This window comes from Micromonospora sp. MH33 (genome assembly GCF_003013775.1).
Taxonomy (GTDB): Bacteria; Actinomycetota; Actinomycetes; order Mycobacteriales; family Micromonosporaceae; genus Micromonospora; species Micromonospora fulviviridis.
This window is the reverse complement of record NZ_MUYZ01000069.1, coordinates 1-26398: the sequence shown is the minus strand read 5'-3', so window position 1 is coordinate 26398 and position 26398 is coordinate 1. Positions and strand designations below refer to the sequence as shown.

The window sequence follows — 26398 nt, the reverse complement described above, 5'->3', positions numbered from 1 at the left end:
GGCCCCGGCCGGCGGTCTGCCGCTCGGCGACCACCACCAGGCCCTCCGGCTCGCCGGCCCGCGCGGCCTCGACCACGTCGGCGTTGGTCGAGCCGGTCTCCGCGAGCAGTTCCAGCCGGCGCCAGGGCCCGTGCGGCGCGAGCAGCGCGCGGCGCAGCCGGGCCGCGGACAGCGGCGGGCGGTCCAGATCGGTGTACGGCGAGCCGGGCATCCCGCCAGCCTACGGCCCGAACGCCGGCCGGTCGCCGGGAAGCGGTGAGGCGCACTGCACAGCGGCACCCACCTGAACCATCGTTATATTCCCTGGGTGACTACCGAGACCGGGATCAACATCCACACGACCGCCGGCAAGCTGGCGGACCTGGAGCGACGGCTCGACGAGGCGGTGCACGCCGGGTCGGCGCGCGCGGTCGAGAAGCAGCACGCGCGGGGCAAGAAGACCGCTCGGGAGCGGATCGAGATGCTCCTCGACGAGGGCTCCTTCGTCGAGCTGGACGAATTCGCCCGGCACCGCTCGACCAACTTCGGGCTGGAGAAGACCCGCCCGTACGGGGACGGCGTGGTGACCGGCTACGGCACGGTGGACGGCCGGCAGGTCTGCGTCTTCGCGCAGGACTTCACCGTCTTCGGCGGCTCGCTCGGCGAGGTCTTCGGCGAGAAGATCGTCAAGCTGATGGACCTGGCCATGAAGATCGGCTGCCCGGTCGTCGGCATCAACGACTCGGGCGGCGCGCGGATCCAGGAGGGTGTCGCCGCGCTCGGCCTCTACGGGGAGATCTTCTTCCGCAACGTGCGGGCCAGCGGCGTCATCCCGCAGATCTCGCTGATCATGGGTCCGTGCGCGGGTGGTGCCGTCTACTCCCCGGCGGTCACCGACTTCACCGTGATGGTCGACCAGACCTCGCACATGTTCATCACCGGCCCCGACGTGATCAAGACGGTCACCGGCGAGGACGTGGGGATGGAGGAGCTGGGCGGCGCCCGCACCCACAACGCCCGCAGCGGCAACGCGCACTACCTCGGCACCGACGAGGAGGACGCGATCGAGTACGTCAAGGCGCTGCTGTCGTACCTGCCGTCGAACAACCTGGACGAGCCGGTAATCCTCGACTCGCCGGCGATCCTCGACATCACCGACGAGGACCGGGAGCTGGACACGCTGATCCCGGACTCGGCCAACCAGCCGTACGACATGCACCGGGTCATCGAGCACGTCCTCGACGACGGCGAGTTCCTGGAGGTCCAGCCGCTCTACGCGCAGAACCTCGTGGTCGGCTTCGGCCGGGTCGAGGGGCGCCCGGTGGGCGTGGTCGCCAACCAGCCCATGCACTTCGCCGGCACCCTCGACATCGCCGCCTCGGAGAAGGCGGCCCGGTTCGTGCGTACCTGCGACGCGTTCAACATCCCGGTGCTGACCTTCGTGGACGTCCCCGGCTTCCTCCCGGGCACCGGGCAGGAGTGGGACGGCATCATCCGCCGCGGCGCGAAGCTCATCTACGCGTACGCCGAGGCCACCGTCCCGAAGGTCACCGTCATCACCCGCAAGGCGTACGGCGGGGCGTACGACGTGATGGGCTCCAAGCACCTCGGCGCGGACCTGAACTTCGCCTGGCCGACCGCCCAGATCGCGGTGATGGGCGCGCAGGGCGCGGTGAACATCCTCTACCGCTCCGAGCTGGCGAACGCCGAGGACCCGGCCGCCGTCCGGGCCGAGAAGATCGCCGAGTACGAGGACACCCTGGCCAACCCGTACATCGCCGCCGAGCGCGGATACGTCGACGGGGTGATCCCGCCGCACGAGACACGGACCCAGGTCGTGCGGGCACTGCGGGTGCTGCGCACCAAGCGCGAGACCCTGCCGCCGAAGAAGCACGGCAACATCCCGCTCTGAACGTCCGGCCGCGTGGCCCCCACCGTCCGTCGGTGGGGGCCACCGCGTCAGCAGCGCGGATTGGCGGCGAGGCACATCCGGGTGGCGGCACCCCGGGCCAGCGTTCGTAGCTGCTCGTCGGTGGTCCGTGGCACGACACCGGTCGGGTAGACAATCCCGCCGATCTCGGGGGCGAGCACCGTGACGAGGTCACCGACCTGGACGACCATGCGTACGTCGAGCTGCTGGTCGGGTCGGACGATTTGCGAGCTCGTTCCCTCGGACTCGGTGTGCCGCAGCAGGACCGCCCGGTCGCCGGCGAAGTCCCGATCCACCACCTGCCAGCGTTGCAGCAGCTGCCTCGTTCCCGCCACCTCCCCCTTGACCATCTTCGGCACCGCCTGCTCCCAGGCCGCGCAGACCGTGGTGTGGCGGTCGAGGTCGGCGAAGATCTGAGCGGCCCCGTCGGGGGTCATCCGGTAGATGTCCTGCACGAGCACCGGATATACGGAGTTGGGCTGATCCGGCAAGCGGTGGCCGAGCAGGTTGCGGGAGCGTGAGTAGCGCGAGACGAGCGTTCGTACCGGCTCTCCGTGCTCCCGCGCGCAGGTGTCGAGCAGCCCGTCGACCCGGACCGGCTCCTCCAGGCCCGAGTCGCCCAGTTCCATGTCGGCGGTCGGGTCGAGGGCCCGCAGCTCCGGGTCGCTCCTGGACAGCAGCGCCTCGACGGGGATCTCCCCCGCACCGGACGGGCTCGCCGCGACGGTGACCGCGGGTTGCCGGGCAGCGCCGGCCAACGCCACCGTCGAGCCGCAGATGGCCGCCAGCACCACGGCGGCCGCGGCCACGGCGGCACGCCGGTTGCGGCGGCTGCCCAACGCCCGCAGCTCGGCCGGCTCCGGCCAGCGGACGGTGCGCAACTCCCGGTGCACCAGTTCGACGAAGGTCACGTCATCGTCACGCATCGGCGGCCTCCTCCAGATCCACGACCGCGAGCAGCCCGGCGAGCGCCGCGCGCCCCCGGGAGAGCCGCGCCTTGACCGTGCCGACCGGCGCCTCGGTCTCCCGGGCCACCTCGGCGACCGGCATGCCGAGCAGGTAGTAGAGCGCGATGGCGGTGCGCTGCTCCTCGGGGAGCCGGCGCAGCGCGGCCACCACCTCGACCGTGTCGGTGTTCGGGGCGGGGAAGCTCTCCTCCGCCCCGTGCCGCAGGTAGGCCCGGGCCCGGCTGCGCAGGCTTCGCCAGCGGCTCACCGCGATCCGGCTGGCCACCACCCGCACCCACGCCTCCGGGTCGTCGTACCCGCGCACCGTCGACCAGCGCTGCCAGGCCCGGATGTACGCCTCCTGCACGGCATCCTGGGCCTCGGCCAGGTTGCCGGTGAGCACGTAGACGAAGCCGAGCAGTCGTTGTCGGCTGCCCCGGTAGAACTCGTCGAACCCGTCGACCTCCGGCACCCTGCTACCTCCCCCGTGGCGGTCGCAGGGGAGACGCCTGGCGCCGGGGGTGTGGTTGCCCGGTCAGCCGACCAATTTCTCCAGCTCGGCGAGGGGGAAGCCGCCGGCCGGGATGCGCTCGCGGGCCGCCCGGCGCACGGCGGCCTGGACCGCCTCGTTGGCCGGGGTGGGCACCCCGTGCAGCCGGCCGAGCAGCACGATCTCGCCGTTCAGGTGGTCCGCCTCGGCAGAGCCGGCGCCCCGGGCCAGGCTCTGCCAGGTGGAGCCGCCGGCCCGCTCCTCCCCGTCGACCGGCCGGTGCTGCACCAGCTCGCCCCGCTCGGCGGCCTCCTCCTCGCGGGTCGTGTGCGGGATCCCGGCGGCGGCCAGCGCCTCCTCCCCCTCGGCGCGGACCCGGGCGGCGAGCGACTCGGGCACGTCCGGACCGAGCAGCGCCTGGAGGCCGTTGCCCAGGTTGCCGAGCAGCTTGCCGTACTTCCAGCGCATCACGTCGTCGCGGACCGGGGCGACGAACCCGGCGGCGGTCAGGTCGGCGGCGACCGCGCGGCTGGTGTCGTCCGCGCCGGACGGGTAGCGGCCGAGGTGCAGCATCCCCGGGTGCGGGTGCCCGTTCGCCACCACCACACCGGGCTCCAGGTGGGTGGCGGGCAGCCAGACGCAGACCGGGTGCACCCGGGCGAACAGCCGCAGCGCGGCCGGCTCGTTGGCGACGCCGTTCTGGGCCAGCACGACGGGCAGCCGCTCGCCCGCCGTCCCGCCGCCCTCGACCGGGGTGTCCACCCAGGTCGCCAGGGCCGCCCCGGTGTCCTGGGACTTGACCGTGAGCACCAGCACGGTGTCCGCCGGCAACGGCCGGCCCTCCTCCGGACCGGCCACCGCGGGCAGCCGGCTGGTGACCGTGCCGTCCGGCGTCCGCAGGGTCAGGCCCCGCTCCCGGAGCGCGTCCAGATGCGCGCCGCGGGCCACCAGCGTCACGTCGCGGTCGGCCTCCCCCAGCCGTACGCCGATGGTGCCGCCGACCGCGCCCGCCCCGATGATCACGTATCGCACCCGTCCGATTCTGCCCTTCTCCGGCCCGGCGCGCGGGTGATCCACTCCACATCGGGGAGGTGGCGGTGTCCGTGGCCCCGCCGACACCGCGGCACCGGCGAGCTGGCGGAGGGCGGCGCTCCGGGGCGGGCGGGGCACCGCTCAGATCGTCAGCCCGGCGTCGGTGAGGATCGGGCCGGCGAGCAGCAGCGCGCCGGCGCCCAGCGCGGCCAGGCTGACCAGCAGGAACACGGTCACCCAGAACAGCGGCGGGAAGGGGGTGAGCCGGGCCAACTGGTCCGCGTCGGACTCGGGCATCCGGCCCCGGCTGCGCAGCCGTTGCAGCTCGATCACCGGGCGGACGCCGCCGAAGAGCAGGAACCAGACCGACGTCCAGGCGAACGCCGCCTGCACCTGCGGCGAGGTGTACCAGGAGACGGCGAGCACCACCCCACCGGTGACCAGCAGCGACAGCACGCCGAAGACGTTGCGGATCATCACCAGCATGGCCAGCAGCAGCGCCACCGCGACCCAGAGCAGCAGGGTGATCCGGTTGCCGGCGAGCAGCCACGCCCCGCCGAGACCGATCAGGGACGGGGCGACGTACCCGGCGAGCAGGGTGAGGATCATCCCCGGGCCGGTGGGGCGGCCGGCGGAGAGGGTGAGCCCGGAGGTGTCCGAGTGCAGCCGGATGCCGCGCAAGCGTCGTCCGGTGAGCAGGGCCATGAGCGCATGACCCCCCTCGTGCGCGATGGTCACCGCATTGCGGGCGATCCGCCACGGCAGCCGGGTGGCGACCACGACCACCGCGACGACGGCGGTCAGCAGCACCAGCAGCGGCGGCGGGTCAGGCTGGGCGCCGAGCAGCTTGTCCCAGAAGGTGGTCAGGCCGTCGATCAGGGGCATGGGCGGGGAGCCTACCGGCCCGAGCGGTGTCGTTCGAGAGGCGCAGCCTCGTAGAGTGTGAGACTGATCGGGTGGTGATCGGATCGGGAGGTGAATGCCGGTGAGTGCCGCTCCCCTGGAGCCGTTCGGGCAGCACGTCGGCCTCTGGACCGAGGCCGACTACCTCGCCCTGGGCGAGACGCCAGACCGGATCGAACTGCTCGACGGGAGCCTGATCGTGAGTCCTGCCCCGAGCCGACGGCACCAGCGGGTGGCGCGGCGGCTGGCGAACAGCATCGAGGCGGCAGCCGAGTCGGAAGGGCTCTTGGTCTACGACGCTGTCAACGTCCGGCTCGGGTTCGACCGGATCGTCATTCCCGCCCTCGTGGTCACGGACGCCGACGACGAAGGAACGTTCCTCGACGCAGATCAGGTGTTTCTCGTCGGAGAGATCGTGTCGCCGGGGAACGCCGCTGCGGACCGCCTGCTCAAGATGCAGCTCTACGCCATCGCCCGGATCCCGTGGTACCTGCTGGTGGAGCAGGACGGCGACAGCCACTCGCTGCGGCTGCACCGGCTGGACGGGGAGCACTACGTCGAGGACCGGGTCGCCAAGGCCGGCGAGACACTCACCATCACCGAGCCCTTCCACTGGGTCATCGACCCGGGCACCCTGCGCTGAACCGACCGGCACCGGTCACCGAGGCGACGACGATCGTCTATGAAAAATTCTTTAAGCCCTCTTGCGATCTGGGGCACTTACCTCCAAAGATTGGCGTCAATCATTTGACGTCCTGGAGGCATCAATGGCTCGTACCAGACTCTCCGTGCGCCGGCTGCTCGCCGCCGCCCTGACCGTCGCCGCCACCGCGGCGGCGGGCCTCGTCGCGACCGCCGGACCGGCCGCCGCGGCCACCACCCCTGGCATCGACGTTTCCAACTACCAGGGCAGCATCAACTGGACCAGCGTCCGGAACTCCGGCATCCAGTTCGCCTTCATCAAGGCCACCGAGGGCACGAGCTACAAGGACCCGCGGTTCAACACCAACTACGTCGCCGCCTACAACGCAGGTGTGATCCGCGGGGCGTACCACTTCGCCCGGCCGAACATCTCCTCCGGCGCGACCCAGGCCGGCTACCTGGCCAGCAACGGTGGCGCCTGGTCCGCCGACAGCCGCACGCTCCCCGCCGCGCTGGACATCGAGGCCAACCCGTACAGCGGGGGTTACTGCTACGGCCTGAGCACCACCGGCATGCGCAACTGGATCCAGGACTTCCTCAACACCTACCGGTCCCGCACCGGCCGGTACGCGGTCATCTACACCACCACCAGCTGGTGGAACCAGTGCACCGGCAGCTGGACCGGCCCGTGGGCCAACCACCCGCTCTGGCTCGCCCGCTGGGCGAGCACGCCCGGCACCCTCCCGGCCGGCGCCCCGGTCTGGAGCTTCTGGCAGTACACCAGCACCGGCAGTGTCTCCGGGATCAGCGGCAACGTCGACCGCAACTACTGGAACGGTGACCGGACCCGACTGATCGCCCTGGCCAACAACACCGCCTGACGATCCCCCACGGTCGCCAGTCGGCGGCAGCGGGATCGGCTACGACCGAGGTCGATAGCTGGTCCGGCTGCCGCCACTGTCGTCCTACCGCCCGGGGTCACGCCCTGCGTCGCGAGGCGACCGGCACGGGGACGGCGCCCCGTTCAGCCAGGGTGGTCCGGCGGGCCAGTCGCCACGCCGCCACCCCCGCCACGGTGAGGGCGACGACACCGAGCACCGCGACCGGCGCGGACAGGCCGGCGCTTACCAGCAGCAGGACCACGTCCCCGATCGCGACCAGCATCCACAGTGCCAGCCGGGGGCCGGTGTCCTTGTGTCGGTAACCCATGTCGTTCCTCCTTCCGTCGTCGGGGTCTCAATACCCCCGAGGACGGAAGGCCATGCGAGTCAGTTTCGCAACGACGGGATTCGCCGGGTCAGTTAGCCCGATCGGGCTGGAAGCCCTTGATGATGATCTCCCAGTTGGCCAGGTTGGCGTCCCAGGCGTTCGCCGGGACCTCCCAGCGCAGGGCGTAGCCCCGGTTGCTGGCGGTGACCACACCCCGGTTGCGTACGTGGAAGCGGGTCCCGCTGTCGCGCGTCTCCAGCCAGTCCCAGTCGGCGCAGGTCCGGTACCAGTCGCACGGCTTGATGCCGACCAACTGGTACGCGGTGACCCGGCTCCGGCGGGCCGGCTCCTGCTGCCGCCAGTCCGCCGCCGCGTCACTCTTCGGCGAAGAGGTCCACTGGATGAGCAGCACCCGGTTCGTGCCACCCACCTCGTAGAGCACCACCGAGTTGTCGGCGGAGCGGACCCGCGCCTTCCACCCGTTCGGGATCGGCACCTTGAAGCCGATCGGGCCCTCGTAGAGAGTCCACCCGGCCGGCAGCACGAAGCCCGTGGGCGACAGCGTCGCCGAGGGGGTCGCGCTGGGCGCCGCGCTGCTCGGCGCGGCCGAGGTCGGCGCGGCGCTCGTCCCCGGCGCGGGCGGGGCCGCGGCCGACGTGGTGGTGGCGGCCTGCTGGCCGCCGTTCCTGTCGCCGTCACCGGAGTTGAGCAGCGGCACAGCCACCGCCAGGCCGACCAGCAGGACCGCGACCAGGGCGCCGATCAGCAGGTTGCGCCTGTTGCGCTCCGGCTTCGTGCCCGGGATCACCGCCGCCCGGCCGGTCGACGGCGCCGGGCTGACCGGCTCGGCCAACACCGACGTCGGGTTCCTCGGCGGGGCCGGCGGCTCCACCACCGGCTCGCCGTCCAGCCGCGTCTCGTCCAGGGCCGGATCGGGACCGTCCACCCGGGTCTCTTCGACCGCCGGCTCGGCGTCGAGCTTCGTGGTCGGCTCGGCGACCGGCGGGGCCACCTTCGCGGTGGGTGCCGCGTCCGGACCGGCCTGCAGCTTGGCGGTGGCGCCGGCGATCCCCGCGGCACCCGCCGCGGACGTACCCTCGTCGGGCTTGCGAGGCGCCGGGGTCGCCGGCGCCTCGGCCTGGTCGTCGGCCGGACGTGGCGCCGGCACCAGTGGCGGCAGCGGCTCGGTGGCAAGCGCGGCCAGGGTCGCGATCGCCGACGGCCGCGCGTAGGGCGACTTGCCCTCGACGGCGGCGTAGAGCGTGGCGCCCAGCGACCAGAGGTCGGCCTCCGGCCCCGCCGTGCCGTCCTTCGCCCGCTCCGGCGCGATGTACGCGGGCGAGCCGAGCACCATGCCGGTGCGGGTGACGTTGGGGTCGCCCGGGATGGTGGCCAGGCCGAAGTCGGTGAGCACCACGCGCCCGTCGTGGCCGAGCAGCACGTTGCCCGGCTTCACGTCGCGGTGCATGATGCCGGCCTTGTGCGCGGCCTTCAGCGCGCCCAGCACCCCGAGACCGATCTCGACGGCCTTCGCCGACGAGACCGGGCCGTCCTCGGCGATGGTGTCCTGCAAGGACTTCGACGCCACGTACTCCATGACGATCCACGGATCGCCGTCGGTGCGCAGCACGTCGAAGATGCGGACCACGTTGACGTTGTTGAGCCGGGCGATCGCCCGGGCCTCCCGCAACGAGCGTTCCCGCATCTCGCGGCGCTCCTCCGGCGTGAGACTGGGCGGCGGAACGAGTTCCTTGATCGCCACGTCGCGGTGCAGCACCTCGTCGCGCGCCTTCCACACCCGACCCATGCCGCCCTGGCCGAGCGGCGAGATGAGCCGGTACCGGTCGGCGACGAGTTGGGGAAGCGCGTTAGACATCGCCTGAGACCGTACCCGGCAGGCGCGGCGCGTACACCGGCGGCACGCCACTGTGCGGTGAAGGTCAAGTTCTGGACGCGTACCCTGTCGGCATGTCTGCCGAAGAGCCGCTGTTCCGGGTCGTCCGCGGCGTGCCCACCGCCGAGGAGCTGGCCGCCCTGGTCGGCGCGATCGTGGCGCGGACCCGACCGGCCGCGGCCACCGCGCCGGCCGCCGTGTCGCAGTGGACGCGCCGCGCCCGCCCGGCGGGCGCGGCGCCGGTCGCCGGCCCCGGCGCGTGGCGCGCCTCCGGCCTCCCCCGCTGACCCTTCCCGGGTACGCCGGCCGCGAATCAGGACTGCCGGGATTCGCGACGAGCCATTAACCTCACTGAGGGAAACCGTGTGGTGACGGACAGGGAGGGCCGATGATCCCGGAGGACAACCAGCCGGCCGGCTGGCTGCGTGACTACGGCGGCATCGAGGCCGACATCCGACGGATGCGCGAGTTCGCCGACCGGCTCCAGGACGAGGTGACCCGCAACTACGCCCCCCACCTGTCGTACATCGCGGACGACATGAAGGCTCCGGTCCCCAACCCGGCCGACGCGTTCATCGAGCTGGTCCAGTTCCTCCAGGCCCACCACGAGACCCAGCAGGCCACCGTCAGCATGGTCTGGGACCTGGCCCCGGCCACCGGCCGGCTGGCCGACGCCGCCGGCCACATCGCCACCCGGTACGGCGACTCCGACGCGTTCTCCTCCACCCGGGTCGCCGATGTGGAACGCGCCCTGGCCGCCCCGTCCACCGCGGCGGCCCGCCCGGTGCCGCCACTGACCGATCCGACCGCACCCGAGCAGGGGCGGGTGGTCCTGCCGTGATCGAACGGGGCAGCGGACGCACCTCCGGGCTCACCGACTGGCGGCTCATGGACGTGCTCAGCATGTGGGCGTGCCTCCAGGACCAGGACACCACCGGCCAGTGGAAGCAGGTCGCCGGCTGGCGCAAGGTCTGTGACCTCGCCCTGGCCCACCTCAGCCGGCTGCGCGAATACCGGCGCGGGCTCGCCGAGGCGTGGCCGCCGGAGACCAACGCCGCCGCGCGGGCGTACCTCGGGGAACTCGACAAGCTCATCGACCAGGTGCAGCGCACCCACGACGCCGCCGCCGCGAACTACGACGCGCTCGCTGCCGCCACCCGCGCCATCGGCAGCACCCGCGCCGAACTCCAACCGCTCCATGACGAGTACGCGGAGAAGGTGCGGCAGAAGCGGGCGTACGAGGCGATCCTCGCCGACCCGAAGGCGGTGGCGGGAAGCCGGCTACCGGAGAAGCCGCCGGTGACGGACGCGGACCTGGAGCAGTTGAACGTACGGGCACGCGGGTTGATGACGGGGTTGAGCGGCGAACTCCAACAAGCCCAAGTCATGCTCCAACGCCCACCAGCAGTCGCTCCTCGGCCAGGCCCACGAGTAGATCAGCAGCCAACAGACCCTTACTCCGGAGCTGGCTCAATTCCAATTATTCCGCCAGTCGTTGCAGTACCCGTTGCATCCCCGGTGCGCACGCAAGCCACCGGTCCGATCTCCTCGCCCCTGCCTGCCCCCACTCCTCCAGCCCACCACAAGGGATCGGTTATCGGTCAAGGACCGGTGCTTGGTGGAGCAGGGACGGGCGTGACTCCAACGCCAGCTGCATCCACTGGGCATACGCCCCCCACCTTGTCCACTCCCCATACTGGCGGTACTGGCTTTCCCCTCCCGCCAACCTCGACGGCATCGATCCGTGGAATCCCTTCTGATCGCCTGCCAAACAATCAGGGCATCGGGCGCGAGCTTTCTAGTAGACCGACAGCTTCCACTCCTCCGCGCTCGATGCCTCCCGGCGGCCTAATCGGCAGTTCTCCTACCATCGGCCAGCCCGGGGCAGCGCCTCGTCGAGTGAATCCAATCGGCGGGGTCATCGGAGGCGGCGGCGCCGGCACGGCTCCGAGCGGAGCCGCTGGTTCTCGGCCAGGCGTCGGTAAAGGACCCCACTTCGGGGGATACAGCCCTTCCCCGCTAGGCGGTGGTCCTGCAATTGGCGGCGGCGCCAGGAAGGCGCCACCGCATCCCAGCGACGGCGACCAAAGCAGCCGGCGATGGGACCCAGACAACCCATGGGAGCTGGACCATGGAGTTGATCCGGTGGTTCGGCCGCCGGACGAGAACGGTCCGATCGATCCAGGGCCGGCAATCGGATTCGACCGGTGACATCCCGTCATCCTCGCTCGTCGCGAATTCTCGCAATCGCTGCTGCCGTCACTTTGCTAGTCCCCATTAGTACGAGCAGGGCCGCGGCCAGCAACGATGGCGCGGAGCGAATAAGAGGTGACCAGTGGCATCTCCAGTACCTCAACGCCTACAAGGCTCATAGGATTAGCCAAGGCGACGGTATAGTCGTAGCCCTGCCTGATACCGGCGTCGACGCCCATCCGGATATAGCCCGAAACCTGTTAACAGGCGCGGACATGATTCCGGGCGGTGCCGGCAACGGAAAGTTCGACCAAAACAGCCATGGCACAGGAATGGCCGGTCTCATCGCCGCGCATGGGCGGGATGCCAAGACTGGCGCCCTCGGAATAGCTCCGAGAGCTAAGATTCTTCCTCTTTATGACACGCCTTCTAGCGGTCTCGGTAACCCCGATGACCTAGCAGCGAGCATCGAGTACGCAACGAAGCATCAAGCCAGCATAATCAGCATTTCTGCGGCAAGCACGCCAACTACTCGCCTCCGAGCAGCCGTGGACGCCGCCGTGGACGCAAACATTATCGTTGTAGCCGCGGCAGGAAACGCGCCGCGCGAAACCGGAGTTAGCTACCCCGCCTCCGAGCAGGGGGTGATAGCCGTGGGCGGGGTAGACCGGCGCGGCAACCACGCAACCCTATCGGTCTCCGGTCCAGAGGTAGATGTTGTCGCGCCGGCAGTCGACATCTACAGCACCGGCATCGGCGGCGGATATCGGAAAAGCAGCGGTACGTCCGATGCCACTGCGATCGTGGCCGGGGCCGCTGCTCTGATCCGTTCCAAGTATCCCGACCTCCCCGCCCAGGAGGTCGCCCACCGCCTGACTGCCACCGCGATCGACAAGGGCCCGCCCGGTCGCGACGACGAGTACGGCTACGGCGTCATCGACCTCGTCGCCGCCCTCACCGCCGACGTTCCCCCACTCGGCTTCGAAACGCCGTCGGTCACCACACCTACCTCGACGGCGGCCCACGACGACAGCGACGACAACTCGACCGCGCGCGGCCTGGCGACGTTGGGCGCGCTGCTCGCGGCGGGCGGCGGTTATCTGGTCTGGCGTCGGCGTCGACGTGGCGACGACCCGCCGCCGCGGATCAGCCGGTAGCGTCGGTGGGGTGTTGACCTCCGTGCCGCTGCGCCTCGTGCTCGCCTCGCAGAGTCCCGCCCGCCGCAAGCTGCTCCAGGCCGCCGGGATCGAACCCGACGTGCTGGTCAGCGGTGTCGACGAGTCGCAGGTGGTCAGCGATCGGGCCGAGGAGTTGTGCCTGGAGCTGGCCCGGCTGAAGGCGCAGGCGGTGCTGGGCCGGCTGCGTCCCAACCCTGAGGAGCGGACGCTCGTGCTCGGCTGCGACTCGGTGCTGGCGTTCGACGGGGAGATTCTCGGTAAGCCGGCAGACGCGGCGGACGCCACCCGGCGGTGGGAACGGATGCGCGGGCGCAGCGGGGTGCTGCACACGGGTCATTGTCTGATCGACGTGGTGCACGAGTCCCGCGCGGAGGCGGTCGCCTCGACGACTGTGCACTTCGCCGACATCAGCGACGCGGAGATCGCCGCGTACGTGGCGACGGGTGAGCCGCTGGCGGTGGCCGGGGCGTTCACCATCGACGGGCTGGGCGGGGCGTTCCTGACCGGCATCGAGGGCGACCCGGGCACCGTGGTGGGGCTCTCCCTGCCGCTGCTGCGTGGTCTCTTGGCCGAGTTGGAGCTGAACATCACCGACCTGTGGACGAAGGTCGCGCCCGGGGGCCAGGAGGTCGAGCATCTCGGCTAACGTCCGATCATGAGCACGAAGCCGTTGCCGCTGACCCCGGAACTGCACGCGTACCTCGTGGCGCACGGATCCGCCCCCGACGAGATCGTCCGGGAACTGGCCGAGGAGACCCGCGCCGCCCTTCCCGCCCAGGCGGACATGCAGGTCGCGCCGGAGCAGGCCGCGTTCCTGACCTTCCTGACCCGGCTGCTCGGCGTCCGGCAGGCGGTGGAGGTGGGCACGTTCACCGGGCTCTCCTCGCTGGCCATCGCCCGGGGCCTCGCCGAGGGTGGCCGCCTGACCTGCTTCGACATCTCCGAGGAGTACACCGGCGTGGCCCGGCGCTACTGGACCCGGGCCGGCGTGCAGGACCGGATCGAACTGCGTATCGGTCCGGCCGCGGAGACGCTGCGCCAGCTGCCGCAGGAGCGCTACCTGGACCTGGCGTTCATCGACGCCGACAAGGTCGGCTACCCGGTCTACTGGGACGAGTTGGTGCCCCGGATGCGCCCGGGCGCGGTGATCGCCGTGGACAACACGCTGCGCGGCGGCCGGGTGCTCGCCCCGCAGAACGCCGACGACCGCGCGATCGCCGCCTTCAACAACGAGATCCTCGCCGACGTCCGCGTCGAGGTGGTCATGCTGCCCATCGCCGACGGTGTGACCCTGGCCCGGGTGCTCTAACCAGCGTGCCGTGGTGGCGAAACGCCGTCACGCGGCGGCGGAGACCGGGGTGCGGTCATCGCTGGGTGAGGGCCGGCGCAGGGCGCGGCCGAGGCGCACGGTGAGGAGCATGGCCGCGGCGATGAAGCCGGGCAGGAGCAGGAAGGCCAGGTGCGGGCCGACGCCGTCGGCCACCCACCCGAGCGCGACCGGCGCGATCCCGAAGCCCACCCCCATCGAGTACGACGCCCAGCCGGCCGCCTTGTCCGCGGCCGGCCCGGCCACCGCGAGTGCGATGGAGATCGCCAGGGGGTAGTGCAGGGCGTTGCCCAGCCCGAGCACGACCAGGCCGGTGACGGCCAGCCAGCCGACCGGGGCCGACCAGAACAGCGCGAACCCGACCAGGGAGACGGTAAGCGCGGCGAGCAGCAGCGGCACCGGTGGCCAGCGCAGCGCGAGCCGGCCGCCGGCCAGCCGGCCCACGAACATGCCGCAGACGATCGCCGCAACGGCTGCGGACGCCCCGCCGGCGGTGAGCCCGGCGTGCGTACGGAGCACGTCGGCGGTCCAGAGCGACAGGCAGACCTCGATCGAGCCGGTGACCGACATCAGCACCCAGGCGATCCAGTACGCCCGCGGCAGCCGCCCCGACACCGCTCGCTGCCGGAGATCTTGGACAGTTTCCGTTCGAGACGAACGGTAAGTGTCCAAGATCGGGGACGAAGAGGAAGGGGGTACGGCGGGGGCGGCCTTCGGCAGGCGTACCCGGAAGGTCACGGCGGCGAGGGCGACCAGCGTGATGAGCCCGACCTCGACGGCCATCACCGGCCGCCAGCCGAGGCCGGCGTCCACGGTCGCGCCGATGACCAGCGGCGCGAGGATGCCCATGCCGGCGCAGGCGGCGTTGGCCTCGGTGAGCGCGGCGGGCGCGGCGGGCCCGTGGTGGGCGGTGAGCACCACGTTGACCCCGCTGATCACCACCATGCCGAAGGTGGCGATGACCGCGACGGCGGCGATGGTGGCGGGCAGCGGGCGGAGCAGGCCGAGCGCGGTGACGCCGGCGGCCACGCCGGCCAGCCCGAGCCAGATGGCCGGGCCGCGGCCGAGGCGGCGGGCGGCCGGCGCGAAGAGCGCACCACCGGCCAACGCGCCGACCGCGATGCCGGTGCTGTGCAGGCCGGCGACGGCTGCGCTGGTGCCCTGTTCGTCCCGGAGCAGCGGTACGACGGGACCGAACCCGTAGAGAAAGAAGCCCCACAATCCCAGCTGGGCGTAGGTCAGCCAGGTCGTCCGGTCACGGGTGAGGCGGGGCACCGGCCTTACGCTACGCGCGCGCGGCCGGCGCCCCGCCCCGGATGAGAGGCAGCTCTCGTCCTCCTCAGCGAACGCTGCGCGCGAACTGGCGGGCGGCCCAGACCACCCCGGCGACGGCGAGCACCGCGATGATCGTCAGGCCCTGCCAGACCTTGTCGTTGCTCAGGTCGCCGGCGAAGAGCGCCCGAACGCCGTCGACCGACCAGGAGAACGGGTTCCACTTGGCGACGCCCTGGAGCCAGCCGGGGGCGAAGGTCAGCGGGAGCAGGATGCCGGAGAGCAGCAGCACCGGCTGGGCCACGGTGTTCATGAGCGGGGCCAGCGCGTCCTCGCTCTTCACCTTGAGCGCGACCCCGTAGGAGACGGCCGAGGTCATCAGCGCGATGAGGGCCAGCATGAGGTACGCGAGCAGTAGGTAGCCGATGAAGACGCGCAGGTCGAACAGGAGCGCCAGCAGGGTGATGATGACCGCCTGCGCGACCAGCGAGACCACGTCCCGCAGCGAGCGGCCGAGCAGCAGGGCGAGCCGGCTGACCGGGGTGACCCGGGACCGTTCGATCACCCCGGCGCGCAGCTCGGCGATCAGGCCGAAGCCCTGGAACAGGCCGCCGAAGATGGCCAGCAGCACCAGCAGGCCGGGCACGAAGATCTTGTACGCCTCGGCCTGGGTCGGCGCGTTCAGCGCGGGCTTGAGCAGCGGGGCGAAGAGCAGCAGGTACATCACCGGCTGGAAGACGCCGACGAAGACCCAGACGGGGTTGCGCAGCAGCAGCTGGATCTGGCGCTGGAAGATCAGCCAGGTGTCGCGGGCGAGTTTCATGACAGTTCTCCCGATGTTCAGGACTCGCGCAGCGAGCGGCCGGTCTTGGTGAGGAAGACGTCGTCGAGGCTGGGGCGGTGCAACTCGATCGAGCGCAGCTCCAGCCCGGCGTGGTCGAGGCGGCGCAGCACCTGCGGGATGGCGGTGGCGCCCTCGTCGACGTAGAGCCGCAGGCCGCCCTCGTCGACGGTCTCCAGCTTGCTGACGTACGCCTCGGTGTCGAGCAGTTCGGCGGCCTGCGAAGTGGTGGCCGCGTCGAGGCCGACCAGCACCACCTCGCCGGAGATCTCGCGCTTCAGCTCGGCCGGGGTGCCCTCCGCGACCACCTCGCCGTGGTCCATGATCGCGATCCGGTCGCAGAGCGCGTCCGCCTCGTCGAGGTAGTGCGTGGTGATGAAGACGGTCATCCCCTCGGTGCGCAGCCGGCGGATCTCGTCCCACATGTGCGCCCGGCTCTGCGGGTCGAGGCCGGTGGTCGGCTCGTCCAGGAAGACGATCTTCGGTTCGTGGATGATGCCGAGCGCGATCTCGACCCGGCGGCGCTGGCCGCCGGAGTAGGTCTTGCACTTGCGGTCGGCGTACTCGCTGAGCTGGAAGGCGTCCAGGGCGCGGGCGGCGCGGCGGTGCGCCTCGGCCTTGGCGATGCCGTAGAGCCGGGCGTGCAGCACCAGTTCCTCGCGGGCGGTGGACTCGTCCCAGGTGCTGCCGCCCTGGGCCACGTAGCCGATCCGCCGGCGCACCTCGGCCGGGTCCTTGCGCAGGTCGGCCCCGGCGATGGTGGCCTCGCCGCCGTCCGGCTCGATGAGGGTGGCGAGCATCCGCAGGGTGGTGGTCTTGCCGGCGCCGTTGGGCCCGAGGAAGCCGAAGATCTCCCCCTCGGCCACCTCGAGGTTGACGCCGCGGACCGCGTCCACGGTCTTCGTCTCGCGACCCGCGCGGGAGCGGAACGACTTCCGCAGCCCCCTGGTCTCGATCATGTCTGCTCCTGGTCCTCCGGGCCGGACGCGACCGGCCGTCGATGGTCCGCGAGGACGCACGGCTTCCCCACGGCTCGCGCAGAGACTAACGCGATATAACTCTTGTGGTCAACGTTGATTATTCCGCGTCGGGAGCGCCCTCGCTCCAGCCCGACGGCCCCTCAGCCTGCTCCAGCCCAGCAGGCAGGTACGACACTCCGGCCTCGATCCGCTCGGCGATCCGCTCGCACCAGGCCATCTCCGCCTCGGCCCGGGCCAGCCAGAGCTCGAACATCCAGCCGACGTGCACGGGCTTGCGGTTGCGCACCCAGTCCGAGTCCAGCGAGGCGCGCATCGACTCGACGCCGGCCCGGAGGAGGTTCGCCCGGTTGCGCAGCGCGGCCGCCGCCTCGTCGCGGGGCATCGCGGGCAGGAACGAGAAGGCCGCCACGAACGGGTCCGGCGGCTCGTTGAGCTGCCACCACTGCGCCCGCAGCAGCGTCTCGAACTCCTCGTCGCCCTTCGCCGTCACCTCGTACGTGGTGCGGGCGGGGCGGGCGCCGACCTGCTCGACGGAGACCGTCCGGAGCAGCCCCTCGTCGGTGAGCTTGCGCAGCGCGTGGTAGATCGAACCGGGCTGCACGTTGGCCCACTTGTCCGCGCTCCAACTCAGCAGCTCACGGCGTACGTCGTAGCCGTGCACCGGCTGCATCCACCTGACCAGGCCCAGAATCATCATCCGCGTTGCCGACACCGGGCAAGCGTAATAGCCAAATTTGACTACAGTGCGGCATCCCACACTGAGCGATCGTTAGGGCCGAATCCCCGGCCGATACACTCCCGGCAACGACCTCCCGGGAGGAGCCACCAAGGTGCGCAAGGTACTCATCGCCAACCGCGGCGAGATCGCCGTCCGCGTCATCCGCGCCTGCCGCGACGCCGGCCTGGCGAGCGTCGCCGTCTACGCGGACTCCGACCGGGACGCCCTGCACGCCACCCTCGCCGACGAGGCGTACGCCCTCGGCGGCGACACCGCCGCCGACAGCTACCTGCGGATCGACAAGCTGATCGACGTGGCCGCGAAGGCCGGCGCCGACGCGGTGCACCCCGGCTACGGCTTCCTCTCCGAGAACGCCGACTTCGCCCAGGCCGTCATCGACGCCGGGCTGACCTGGATCGGCCCCACCCCGCAGGCCATCCGCGACCTGGGCGACAAGGTGACCGCCCGGCACATCGCCCAGCGGGCCGGCGCACCCCTGGTTCCGGGCACCCCGGACCCGGTCGGCAACGCCGACGAGGTGATGGCCTTCGCCGTCGACCACGGGCTGCCGGTCGCCATCAAGGCGGCCTTCGGCGGTGGCGGGCGCGGCCTCAAGGTGGCCCGCACCATGGAGGAGATCCCGCACCTGTTCGAGTCGGCCACCCGCGAGGCGGTCGCCGCGTTCGGCCGGGGCGAGTGCTTCGTCGAGCGCTACCTGGACCAGCCCCGCCACGTCGAGGCGCAGGTCCTGGCCGACCAGCACGGCAACGTGATCGTGGTGGGCACCCGGGACTGCTCGCTCCAGCGCCGGCACCAGAAGCTGGTCGAGGAGGCCCCGGCGCCGTTCCTCACCGACGCCCAGCGCCGGCAGATCCACGACAGCGCCAAGGCGATCTGCCGGGAGGCCGGATACCACGGCGCCGGCACGGTGGAATACCTGGTCGGCGCGGACGGCACCATCTCCTTCCTGGAGGTCAACACCCGGCTCCAGGTCGAGCACCCGGTGACCGAGGAGACCGCCGGCATCGACCTGGTCCGCGAGCAGTTCCGCATCGCCGACGGCGAGAAGCTTCGGTTCACCGAGGACCCGACCCCGCGCGGGCACTCCATCGAGTTCCGGATCAACGGCGAGGACCCGGGCCGCAACTTCCTGCCCGCCCCGGGCACCATCACCGCGCTGCGCCTGCCCACCGGCCCGGGCGTCCGGGTGGACACCGGCATCTCGGCCGGCGACGTGATCGGCGGCAACTTCGACTCGCTGCTGGCCAAGGTGATCATCAGCGGCGAGACCCGTACCGAGGCGCTGGAGCGGGCCCGCCGCGCGCTGGACGAGATGCTCGTCGAGGGCATGGCCACCGCGCTGCCCTTCCACCGCCTGGTGGTCCGCGACGAGGCGTTCACCGCCGAGCCGTTCACCGTGCACACCCGGTGGATCGAGACCGGGTGGAACAACACCGTCCCGGCCTTCACCGCCCCCGCCGGCGCCGTCGAGGGCCCGGCCGGGCGCGAGACCGTCGTGGTCGAGGTGGGCGGCAAGCGGCTGGAGGTCACCCTCCCGGCCGGCCTCGGCGCGGGTACGGCGGCAGCCGCGCCCGCCGCGAAGAAGCCGGCCCGCCGGGGCGGCGGCGCCAAGGCCGGCGCGGCGGCCAGCGGCGACGCGCTCACCTCGCCCATGCAGGGCACCATCGTCAAGATCGCCGTGGCGGACGGGGACACCGTCGCCGAGGGCGACCTCGTGGTGGTCCTGGAGGCGATGAAGATGGAGCAGCCCCTGCACGCCCACAAGGCCGGCACCGTCAGCGGCCTGTCGGCCGAGGTCGGTGCGGTGATCACGGCCGGCGCGGCGATCTGCACCATCGCCTGACGTCCGCGGCGGTCCCGCCGGCCGGGGTGGTTTGGGCCACCAGCGGCGGCGGGACCGGCCGCGAGCGGGAATGATGGCCGGGTGCGGTTCCTTCATGGCGCGGTTCCCGCGCACGACCTGACCTACAACGACGTCTTCATGGCGCCCAACCGCTCCGAGGTGGGCTCCCGGCTCGACGTCGACCTGGCCACGGCCGACGGCACCGGCACCACCATTCCGCTGGTGGTGTCGAACATGACCGCGGTCGCCGGCCGCCGGATGGCCGAGACGGTGGCCCGGCGCGGCGCCATCGCGGTGATTCCGCAGGACATCCCGATCGAGGTGGTGGCGAACGTCGTCGCCTGGGTCAAGCAGCGGCACCTGGTGCACGACACCGCGATCACGCTCGGCCCCACGGACACCGTGGGCGACGCCATCCACCTGCTGCCGAAGCGGTCGCACGGCGCGGTGATCGTGGTGGACGAGGCGAGCCGCCCGCTCGGCGTGGTCACCGAGGCCGACACCGTCGGGGTGGACCGCTTCGCCCAGCTCCGGCACGTGATGTCGACCGAGCTGCACACCGTGCCGGCGGACGCGGACCCGCGTACCGGCTTCGACCGGCTCTCGGCGGCCCGGCGGCGGCTCGCCCCCGTGGTGGACGCCGAGGGGCGCCTGGTCGGGGTGCTGACCCGGTCGGGCGCGCTGCGCGCCACGCTCTACAAGCCGGCCGTGGACGACCGGGGCCGGCTGCGCGTCGCTGCCGCGGTGGGCATCAACGGCGACGTGACCGGCAAGGCGGCCGCCCTGCTGGAGGCCGGGGTGGACACCCTGGTGGTGGACACCGCGCACGGGCACCAGGAGCGGATGATCTCGGCGCTGCGGGCGGTCCGCAAGCTCGATCCCGGGGTTCCGGTGGCGGCGGGCAACGTGGTCACGGCGGACGGGGTACGGGACCTGGTCGAGGCGGGCGCCGACATCATCAAGGTCGGTGTCGGGCCGGGCGCCATGTGCACCACCCGGATGATGACCGGCGTGGGCCGCCCGCAGTTCTCCGCCGTGCTCGTCTGCGCCGCGGCGGCCCGCGCGCTCGGCCGGCACGTCTGGGCCGACGGCGGCGTACGCCACCCGCGGGACGTGGCGCTGGCGCTCGCGGCGGGCGCCTCGAACGTGATGATCGGCTCCTGGTTCGCCGGCACCTACGAGTCACCCGGCGACCTCTACACCGACGCCGACGGCCGGCGCTACAAGGAGAGCTTCGGCATGGCCTCGGCCCGCGCGGTGAGCGCCCGTACCGCCGAGGACAGCGCCTTCGACCGGGCCCGGAAGGCGATCTTCGAGGAGGGCATCTCCTCGGCCCGGATGTACCTGGACCCGACCCGGCCGGGTGTCGAGGACCTGATCGACGAGATCATCTCCGGGGTGCGCAGCGCGTTCACCTACGCGGGCGCCCGCAACCTGGAGGAGTTCCACGAGCGGGCCCTGGTCGGCGTGCAGAGCACCGCCGGCTACACCGAGGGGATGCCGCTGCCGACGAGCTGGTGACCTTGGGGGCCGGGCCCCTCCCGACGAGGACGAGGGGCCCGGCCGTCAGGGGAAGAGCCGGCTGATCACGGTGCGGGCTGCGGCCTCCGGGTCGGGGCCCACCCGGGGCGGCAGGGCGCCCGAGAGCCAGAGCGTCGCGAAGCCGTGCACGATCGACCACGCCGCCAGCGCGTCGACGTCCAGCCCCCGGCCGGTACGCCGGGCCACGCCGGCGCGCAGCAGCTCGCCGGCCCGGGTCCGGGCGGCCACCACCTCGGGATCGTCGGCCCGGTAGAGGTCGGGGCGGAACATCACCTCGAAGTGGGCCCGGTGCCGGACCGCGAATCCCACGTACGCCACCCCGGTGTCGGCCAGATCGTCGCCGGCGTTCCCCAGCGCCTCGGCCAGCAGCTCGAAACCCTGGGCGGCGAGCGCGGTGAGCAGCCCCGCCTTGTCGCTGAAATGGTGGGCGGGGGCGGCGTGCGAGACGCCGGCCCGGCGGGCCAGGTCGCGGAGGCTCAGGGCGGCCGGGCCGGACTCCGCCATCACCTCCACCGCCGCTTCGAGCAGGGCGCGGCGCAGGTCGCCGTGGTGGTACGCGCGGGGCTGGGTCATGCGCACCAATCTAACTTGTCATTGACAAGATGCCATTCGCGGCGCAATCTTGTCGGCGACAAGTTATCCCCACCGGGAGGCGTAGCCCATGACACCCCTGATCGCCCTCGTCGCCGGCACCGCGGCGGCGCGGCTCGCCGGCCTGCTCGGCGTCGCCACCCTCGACGGCTGGCACCCCGCCCTGCGGATCGGCCTGGCCCTCATGTTCGCGCTGACCGCCTCGGCCCACTTCCTGTCCCGCCGCAACGACCTGATCGCCATGGTGCCGCCGGGGCTGCCCCGGCCCGCCCTGCTGGTCACGCTGACCGGGGTGCTCGAACTGCTCGGCGCGCTCGGGCTGCTCCTGCCGGCGACCGCGCGGCCGGCCGCCGCCGGCCTCGCGCTGCTGATGTTGGCCATGTTCCCGGCCAACGTCTCGGCCGCACGCCGCGGGCTCGCCCTCGCCGGCCGCCCGGTCACCCCGGTCGGCATCCGGACGGCCCTCCAGGTGGTCTTCGTCGCCGCCGCCCTGGCGGTGGTGTTCGGCTGACGGCGAAAATAGTTTGGGGCCTTACGGTTCGGGGGCTAATCTAACGTCCGTGAACATGGGACCGCTCGTCCGCTTCCCCGACGCGCTCCAACACGCGCCGCTCGGCCGGCTGATCTCCATCGCCGGGCACATCGTCGAACAGCACTGGGGCCGGTACCTCGCCGAACACCACGGGCTCACCTCCGCCGGCATGCGGGTGCTGCTCGTCCTGCTCCGGGCCGGTGACAGCACCCACCGGGAGATGGCGGAGCGGTGCTTCGTCCGGCCGGCCACACTCACCGGCATCGTCGACACCCTCGAGCGCGACGGCTTCGTCGCCCGCCGCCGCGACCCCGGCGACCGGCGCAGCGTCCAGCTCAGCCTGACCGACAAGGGTCGGGAGCACGCGCTCGCCATCATCGACCTGATCCACAGCAACCGGCCGCTCACCTCGGTCGACGCGGACCCGGCGAAGCAGGCGGTGATCCGCGAGTTCCTCACCGAAATCATCACGAGCATGTCCGACGGGGACCTTCGCCGGTTGAACCGGGACAGCGAGTCCGACACCGAGAACCCATCGGGGAGCCGTCCGTGCTGATCCGCCTGCTCCGTACCCACCTGCGCCCGTACCGGCGGCTGCTGGCCGCGGTGGTGGCCTTCCAGTTCGTCGGCACCATGGCCTCGCTCTACCTGCCGAGCCTCAACGCCGACATCATCGACCGCGGCGTGGCCGTCGGCGACACCGACCAGATCCTGCGTACGGGCGGCTGGATGCTGCTCGTCAGCCTGCTCCAGATCGCCTGCTCGATCGTCGCCGTCTACCTCGGCGCGAAGACCGCGATGGGCTTCGGCCGGGACGTCCGGGCCGGCATCTTCGCGCACGTCAACCGCTTCTCCGCCCGCGAGGTGGCCCGGTTCGGTGCGCCCTCGCTGATCACCCGGAACACCAACGACGTGCAGCAGGTGCAGATGCTCGTGCTGATGAGCTGCACCATGCTGGTCGCCGCGCCGATCATGAGCGTCGGCGGCGTGGTCATGGCGCTCCAGGAGGACGTGGGGCTCTCCTGGCTGATGCTGGTCTGCGTACCGGTCCTGGCGGTCGCGCTGGGCCTGATCACCCGGCGGATGGTGCCGGGCTTCCGGCTCATGCAGACCCGGATCGACACGGTCAACCGGGTGCTGCGCGAGCAGATCAGCGGCATCCGGGTGGTCCGGGCCTTCGTCCGCGAGCCCTACGAGACGGAGCGGTTCCGGGTCGCGAACACCGACCTGACCGCGACCGCGCTGCGGATCGGCCGGCTCCAGGCGCTGATCTTCCCGGTGGTGATGCTGGTGCTCAACGTCTCCAGCGTCGCGGTGCTCTGGTTCGGCGCGGAGCGGGTCGACTCCGGCCAGATCCAGGTCGGCGCGCTCACCGCCTTCCTGCAGTACCTGATGCAGATCCTGATGGCGGTCATGATGGCCACCTTCATGCTGATGATGGTGCCGCGCGCGGCCGTCTGCTCCGAACGGATCGTCGAGGTGCTGGACACCGAGTCGTCGGTGGTGCCGCCGGTCGAGCCGATGATCGCGATGACCCGGCGCGCGGAGCTGGAGTTCCGCCGCGTCGCCTTCCAGTACCCGGGGGCGAGCGCGCCGGTGCTGCACGACATCTCGTTCCGGGCCAGCCCCGGCCGGACCACGGCCATCATCGGGTCCACCGGCGCCGGCAAGACCACCCTGCTCACCCTGATCCCCCGGCTGGTCGACCCGACCGCCGGCTCCGTCCTGGTCGACGGGGTGGACGTGCGGCTGCTGGAACCGGACGAGGTGTGGCGCCGGATCGGCCTGGTGCCACAACGGCCGTACCTGTTCAGCGGCACCGTCGCCAGCAACCTTCGGTACGGCAACCCGGACGCGACCGACGCCGAACTCTGGGCGGCCCTGGAGATCGCCCAGGCCCGGGACTTCGTCGCGGAGATGCCGGGCGGGCTGGACGCGCCGATCGCGCAGGGCGGCACGAACGTCTCCGGTGGCCAGCGGCAACGGCTCGCCATCGCCCGCGCGCTGGTCCGCCAGCCGGAGATCTACCTCTTCGACGACTCCTTCTCCGCGCTCGACCTCGGCACGGACGCCCGGCTGCGGGCCGCGCTGAAGCCGGTCACCGCGGACGCGGTGGTGGTGATCGTGGCCCAGCGGGTCTCCACGATCATCGACGCCGATCAGATCATCGTGCTCGAGGACGGAGGCGTCGTCGGGATGGGACGACACGAGGACCTGTTGGTGACCTGCCCGACGTACGCCGAGATCGTGGCGTCCCAGCAGACGGCGGAGGTGACGGCATGACCGCCGTACCCCCGCAGAAGTCGGCGCCGGAGGCGAAGGCCGACGGGCGCACGCCGGAGCGGCTGCCCGCGGCCGGGCGGCGTGGCGGCGGCGGGCCGCCGTGGATGGGCGCCGCCATGCCGGCGGAGAAGTCGATGAACTTCGGGCCGTCCGCCCGCCGGCTGCTGGGCCGCCTCCGGCCGCACCGGTTCTCGCTGACCGCGATCATCGCCCTGGCGGTGGCCAGCGTCGGGGCGAGCGTGACCGGTCCGAAGATCCTCGGGCACGCCACGGACATCATCTTCGCCGGGGTGATCGGCCGGCAGATCCCCGCCGGCACCACCCCGGAGCAGGCGGTCGCCGGGGCCCGTGCCGCCGGCAACGACAACATCGCCGACATGCTGGCCCGGATGCACGTGGTGCCCGGGGCGGGCATCGACTTCACGGCGCTGAGCCGCATCCTCACCCTGGCGCTCGCGCTCTACCTGGGCGCCAGCCTGCTGATGTGGTGGCAGGGCTGGCTGCTCAACGGGGTCGTGCAGCGCACCGTGCTGCGGCTGCGCGCCGACGTGGAGGAGAAGCTCAACCGGCTGCCGCTGCCCTACTTCGACAAGCAGCCCCGGGGTGAGCTGCTCAGCCGGGTCACCAACGACATCGACAACATCTCGCAGACCCTGTCGCAGACGCTCAGCCAACTGCTCAGCGCGCTGCTCACCGTGGTCGGCGTGCTGGCCATGATGTTCTGGATCTCGCCGCTGCTGGCCCTGGTCGCCCTGGTGGCGGTGCCGCTGTCGGTGGTCGTGACCCAGCAGATCGCGAAGCGCTCGCAGCGCCGGTTCATCGCCCAGTGGCGGCACACCGGTGAGCTGAACGGCCTCATCGAGGAGACCTACACCGGCCACGAGCTGGTCAAGGTCTTCGGCCGGCAGCGCGAGGCGCAGGCCGCCTTTGCGGCAAAGAACGAGGAGCTGTTCCGGGCCAGCTTCGGGGCCCAGTTCATCTCCGGGATCATCATGCCGGCGATGATGTTCGTCGGGAACCTCAGCTACGTCGCGATCGCCGTGGTCGGCGGGCTGCGGGTGGCCTCCGGGACGATGAGCCTCGGCGACGTGCAGGCGTTCATCCAGTACTCGCGGCAGTTCACCCAGCCGCTGACCCAGATCGCCTCGATGGCGAACCTGCTCCAGTCCGGGGTGGCCTCGGCCGAGCGGGTCTTCGAGGTGCTCGACGCCGAGGAGCAGGTCCCGGACCGGCCCGCGCCGCCCCGGGTCACCGGCCGGGTGGAGTTCGAGCACGTCTCCTTCCGGTACGACCCGGACAAGCCGCTGATCGACGACCTCTCGCTGGTGGCCGAGCCCGGGCACACGGTGGCCATCGTCGGACCGACCGGCGCCGGCAAGACCACCCTGGTCAACCTGATCATGCGGTTCTACGAGCTGGACGCCGGCCGGATCAGCCTGGACGGGGTGGACATCAGCTCCATGCGCCGGGACGAGCTGCGCGGCCGGATCGGCATGGTGCTCCAGGACACGTGGCTCTTCGGCGGCACCATCCGGGACAACATCGCGTACGGGCGGCCGACCGCCACGGAGGAGGAGATCCTGGTCGCGGCCCGGGCCACCTTCGTGGACCGGTTCGTCCGCAGCCTCCCCGACGGCTACGACACCGTGATCGACGAGGAGGGGAGCAACGTCAGCGCCGGCGAGAAGCAGCTCATCACCATCGCCCGGGCGTTCCTCGCCGAGCCGTCGCTGCTGATCCTCGACGAGGCGACCAGCTCGGTCGACACCCGTACCGAGGTGCTGCTCCAGCGGGCCATGGCGGCGCTGCGCAGCGACCGGACCAGCTTCGTCATCGCGCACCGGCTCTCCACCATCCGGGACGCCGACCTGATCCTCATGATGGAGCAGGGCCGGATCATCGAGCAGGGCAGCCACGACCAGCTCCTCGCCGCCGACGGGGCGTACGCCCGGCTCTACCGCTCGCAGTTCGCCGGCGCGGCGATCGACGAGGAGGCCGCCGCGCCGCTGCCGGCCGGCGGACCGCCCGGGCGGCCCGGCGCCGGACCGCCC

General features: G+C 71.8%; 26 protein-coding genes and 1 pseudogene. 14 read left to right on the top strand and 13 right to left on the bottom strand.

Features of this window, described 5'->3' with window-relative positions; all coding sequences use genetic code 11:
- A pseudogene (locus tag B0E53_RS13760) lies at positions 1–211 on the bottom strand (biotin--[acetyl-CoA-carboxylase] ligase); the annotation flags it as partial.
- Between the two features lie 96 nt (positions 212–307).
- On the opposite strand from B0E53_RS13760, the gene B0E53_RS13755 reads away from it, so the two are divergent.
- Positions 308–1891 (top strand): acyl-CoA carboxylase subunit beta, encoded by a 1584-nt coding sequence (locus tag B0E53_RS13755; protein WP_107076434.1) that lies wholly within the window; start codon positions 308–310, stop codon positions 1889–1891.
- Positions 1892–1938: 47 nt separating this feature from the next.
- On the opposite strand, the gene B0E53_RS13750 is transcribed toward B0E53_RS13755, so the two are convergent.
- From B0E53_RS13750 to B0E53_RS13735, 4 genes are all read right to left on the bottom strand, one after another.
- Positions 1939–2835 (bottom strand): hypothetical protein, encoded by an 897-nt coding sequence (locus B0E53_RS13750; RefSeq protein WP_107076433.1) that lies wholly within the window; start codon positions 2833–2835, stop codon positions 1939–1941.
- Positions 2828–3328 carry a SigE family RNA polymerase sigma factor gene (locus tag B0E53_RS13745; protein WP_107076432.1) on the bottom strand — a complete coding sequence of 167 codons (501 nt, stop codon included), beginning with the start codon at positions 3326–3328 and terminating at the stop codon, positions 2828–2830. The genes B0E53_RS13750 and B0E53_RS13745 overlap by 8 nt, the downstream gene beginning before the upstream one ends.
- Positions 3329–3391: 63 nt before the next feature.
- On the bottom strand, positions 3392–4378 hold the full coding sequence (locus B0E53_RS13740; RefSeq protein ID WP_107076431.1) for a 2-dehydropantoate 2-reductase N-terminal domain-containing protein: 987 nt from the start codon (positions 4376–4378) through the stop codon (positions 3392–3394).
- A 141-nt stretch (positions 4379–4519) separates the two neighbouring features.
- Entirely contained in the window at positions 4520–5263 is a 744-nt protein-coding gene (locus B0E53_RS13735) for a M50 family metallopeptidase (protein WP_107076430.1), read from the bottom strand.
- Positions 5264–5363: 100 nt separating this feature from the next.
- On the opposite strand from B0E53_RS13735, the gene B0E53_RS13730 reads away from it, so the two are divergent.
- Positions 5364–5924, top strand: coding sequence for a Uma2 family endonuclease (locus tag B0E53_RS13730; protein WP_246835388.1), 561 nt, complete (start codon positions 5364–5366; stop codon positions 5922–5924).
- 124 nt (positions 5925–6048) lie between these two features.
- Positions 6049–6804: a GH25 family lysozyme gene (locus tag B0E53_RS13725; RefSeq protein WP_107076428.1), complete on the top strand. Its 756-nt coding sequence runs from the start codon at positions 6049–6051 to the stop codon at positions 6802–6804.
- A 97-nt stretch (positions 6805–6901) separates the two neighbouring features.
- On the opposite strand, the gene B0E53_RS13720 is transcribed toward B0E53_RS13725, so the two are convergent.
- Positions 6902–7132, bottom strand: coding sequence for a hypothetical protein (locus B0E53_RS13720; protein WP_107076427.1), 231 nt, complete (start codon positions 7130–7132; stop codon positions 6902–6904).
- Between the two features lie 88 nt (positions 7133–7220).
- A complete protein-coding gene (locus tag B0E53_RS13715) occupies positions 7221–9008 on the bottom strand; it encodes a serine/threonine-protein kinase (protein ID WP_107076426.1) in 1788 nt (595 codons plus the stop codon).
- Between the two features lie 92 nt (positions 9009–9100).
- On the opposite strand from B0E53_RS13715, the gene B0E53_RS13710 reads away from it, so the two are divergent.
- The gene (locus B0E53_RS13710; RefSeq protein WP_107076425.1) at positions 9101–9313 is read left to right on the top strand and encodes an acyl-CoA carboxylase subunit epsilon; all 213 of its coding nucleotides are present in this window, start codon (positions 9101–9103) and stop codon (positions 9311–9313) included.
- A 101-nt stretch (positions 9314–9414) separates the two neighbouring features.
- Positions 9415–9867: a hypothetical protein gene (locus tag B0E53_RS13705; protein ID WP_107076424.1), complete on the top strand. Its 453-nt coding sequence runs from the start codon at positions 9415–9417 to the stop codon at positions 9865–9867.
- A 292-nt stretch (positions 9868–10159) separates the two neighbouring features.
- Here the strand turns inward: B0E53_RS13705 and B0E53_RS40390 are convergent, their stop codons facing one another.
- Positions 10160–10414 (bottom strand): hypothetical protein, encoded by a 255-nt coding sequence (locus B0E53_RS40390; RefSeq protein ID WP_107076423.1) that lies wholly within the window; start codon positions 10412–10414, stop codon positions 10160–10162.
- Positions 10415–11233: 819 nt separating this feature from the next.
- On the opposite strand from B0E53_RS40390, the gene B0E53_RS13695 reads away from it, so the two are divergent.
- From B0E53_RS13695 to B0E53_RS13685, 3 genes are read left to right on the top strand one after another with little or no spacing between them, the layout of a single operon-like run.
- Complete coding sequence (locus B0E53_RS13695; protein ID WP_246835386.1) at positions 11234–12376, top strand: S8 family serine peptidase; 1143 nt, start codon at positions 11234–11236, stop codon at positions 12374–12376.
- Positions 12377–12386: 10 nt separating this feature from the next.
- Positions 12387–13043, top strand: a complete 657-nt coding sequence (locus tag B0E53_RS13690) for a Maf family protein (RefSeq protein ID WP_107076422.1) — start codon at positions 12387–12389, stop codon at positions 13041–13043.
- Positions 13044–13052: 9 nt separating this feature from the next.
- A complete protein-coding gene (locus B0E53_RS13685; RefSeq protein ID WP_107076421.1) occupies positions 13053–13706 on the top strand; it encodes an O-methyltransferase in 654 nt (217 codons plus the stop codon).
- A 27-nt stretch (positions 13707–13733) separates the two neighbouring features.
- Here the strand turns inward: B0E53_RS13685 and B0E53_RS13680 are convergent, their stop codons facing one another.
- The 4 genes from B0E53_RS13680 to B0E53_RS13665 all read right to left on the bottom strand — a co-directional run bounded on the left by B0E53_RS13680 (position 13734) and on the right by B0E53_RS13665 (position 17514).
- Positions 13734–14999: an MFS transporter gene (locus B0E53_RS13680; RefSeq protein ID WP_107076420.1), complete on the bottom strand. Its 1266-nt coding sequence runs from the start codon at positions 14997–14999 to the stop codon at positions 13734–13736.
- Between the two features lie 64 nt (positions 15000–15063).
- The gene (locus B0E53_RS13675) at positions 15064–15819 is read right to left on the bottom strand and encodes an ABC transporter permease (RefSeq protein WP_107076419.1); all 756 of its coding nucleotides are present in this window, start codon (positions 15817–15819) and stop codon (positions 15064–15066) included.
- 17 nt (positions 15820–15836) lie between these two features.
- Positions 15837–16796: an ATP-binding cassette domain-containing protein gene (locus B0E53_RS13670; protein ID WP_107076418.1), complete on the bottom strand. Its 960-nt coding sequence runs from the start codon at positions 16794–16796 to the stop codon at positions 15837–15839.
- A gap of 118 nt (positions 16797–16914) precedes the next feature.
- The gene (locus B0E53_RS13665; RefSeq protein WP_107076417.1) at positions 16915–17514 is read right to left on the bottom strand and encodes a PadR family transcriptional regulator; all 600 of its coding nucleotides are present in this window, start codon (positions 17512–17514) and stop codon (positions 16915–16917) included.
- Between the two features lie 133 nt (positions 17515–17647).
- On the opposite strand from B0E53_RS13665, the gene B0E53_RS13660 reads away from it, so the two are divergent.
- Positions 17648–19399 (top strand): biotin carboxylase N-terminal domain-containing protein, encoded by a 1752-nt coding sequence (locus B0E53_RS13660; protein WP_107076416.1) that lies wholly within the window; start codon positions 17648–17650, stop codon positions 19397–19399.
- 81 nt (positions 19400–19480) lie between these two features.
- Complete coding sequence (locus tag B0E53_RS13655) at positions 19481–20920, top strand: GuaB1 family IMP dehydrogenase-related protein (protein WP_107076415.1); 1440 nt, start codon at positions 19481–19483, stop codon at positions 20918–20920.
- Between the two features lie 45 nt (positions 20921–20965).
- Here B0E53_RS13655 and B0E53_RS13650 read toward each other — a convergent pair whose 3' ends face one another.
- Entirely contained in the window at positions 20966–21514 is a 549-nt protein-coding gene (locus B0E53_RS13650) for a TetR/AcrR family transcriptional regulator (protein WP_107076414.1), read from the bottom strand.
- A gap of 88 nt (positions 21515–21602) precedes the next feature.
- On the opposite strand from B0E53_RS13650, the gene B0E53_RS13645 reads away from it, so the two are divergent.
- The 4 genes from B0E53_RS13645 to B0E53_RS13630 form a co-directional block, all read left to right on the top strand.
- On the top strand, positions 21603–22043 hold the full coding sequence (locus tag B0E53_RS13645; RefSeq protein ID WP_107076413.1) for a DoxX family membrane protein: 441 nt from the start codon (positions 21603–21605) through the stop codon (positions 22041–22043).
- Positions 22044–22098: 55 nt separating this feature from the next.
- Positions 22099–22620 carry a MarR family transcriptional regulator gene (locus B0E53_RS13640; RefSeq protein WP_107076412.1) on the top strand — a complete coding sequence of 174 codons (522 nt, stop codon included), beginning with the start codon at positions 22099–22101 and terminating at the stop codon, positions 22618–22620.
- Positions 22614–24347: an ABC transporter ATP-binding protein gene (locus B0E53_RS13635; protein ID WP_107076411.1), complete on the top strand. Its 1734-nt coding sequence runs from the start codon at positions 22614–22616 to the stop codon at positions 24345–24347. The genes B0E53_RS13640 and B0E53_RS13635 overlap by 7 nt, the downstream gene beginning before the upstream one ends.
- Positions 24344–26398 (top strand): ABC transporter ATP-binding protein (locus tag B0E53_RS13630; RefSeq protein ID WP_107076410.1); only part of this gene is annotated, 2055 nt, incomplete at its 3' end. The genes B0E53_RS13635 and B0E53_RS13630, both read left to right, overlap by 4 nt.